Below are 1,113 nucleotides of genomic sequence, written 5' to 3' on the forward strand. Positions count from 1 at the left end.
GGAGAAATCACGTTACGATAAGGAAGAAGATACCAAGTCTATCTATGAGCTGAAAGAAGAGCTAAACCAGATCCATCAGGACTACCCTTTCGTACCGAGCTCACTTTCTAGTGACGTGTTTGGTAAACACTTAAGTGACGCGTTGAAAGATCGTGATGCAGCGGCATTAGTAACATTGATAAAGGTTGGCAACACGTTCTTCACCAATAGCGATGAACATAAAGCTAACTTAGAGATAAGCAATGCGATGAAAGATGCGGTGCTCGAAATGAAGCTCTATGAAACGGCGATAGATTCGAGCAATCCGTTACCTTTCCCTATCGATGCTGCTCGAATCTTGTATCAAGACGAGTTTGATGGCCTGTACTATCGCCTAAAGCAAGCAAGAACCACTGTACATTTGGATAAGTTAGTTAAAGACGTCGATAAATTCTCTGAAAACTTCCCTGTTGGATTCCAAGATATCAATGACCTACGCTTCCAAACAGCGGACAAGTATCTACAATTCTCCGACATTCTGTTGAATAAAAGAAAGACCACCAGCGCTAGACGAGCAATGAAGAAAGCGAACGATTTGATGAAACAAATTGAGCAAGATTCCAAGCAAAGTTAACGAATTTTGTCTCATTTAAGGGGCTTCTAAGCCCCTTTCCTCAAAAACGCCTTGCCTTTATGCACTCAGATGACTAGCTTATTAGTGTAGCTGTAGTAAGGAAGATAGACTTTGGCCGAGGGAAGAGTCGCCGTTGGTGATATCAATATCCTGGTCGTTGATGACTGTTCTACATCATCACTGCTAGTGAAACACCAACTCATTGCATTAGGCGCAAAAGCTTCTAACATCACTTGCGTGACTAACACGCAAGCGGCCTTACTCGCCGCAAAAACTCGCTTTTATTCCTTCTTAGTGATTGATTACCATCTTGCAGAAAAATACACCGGTTTGGATCTCGTTCACCTCCTGAGCAGAGCACAACTGATTTCAGACACAACCGCTGTGCTTATGATTTCTAGCGATGCCACAAAAGAGACAGTTCTCACAGCACTTTCTAGCTCTGGGCGGGTTCGTCACCTGCTAACAAAACCCCTTCAAACAAAAGCACTTTACACGAA

The 1,113-nt window shown here is 43.1% G+C and carries 1 protein-coding gene and 1 pseudogene; both read left to right on the forward strand.

Features of this window, described 5'->3' with window-relative positions; all coding sequences use genetic code 11:
• A pseudogene (locus R7P72_RS25530) lies at positions 1–613 on the forward strand (serine/threonine protein kinase); the annotation flags it as partial.
• 111 nt (positions 614–724) lie between these two features.
• The coding region (locus tag R7P72_RS25535; protein ID WP_318111024.1) for a response regulator at positions 725–1,113 on the forward strand (389 nt) is incomplete at its 3' end.

The organism is Vibrio sp. Vb0888 (assembly GCF_033338835.1).
Lineage (GTDB): Bacteria > Pseudomonadota > Gammaproteobacteria > Enterobacterales > Vibrionaceae > Vibrio > Vibrio alginolyticus.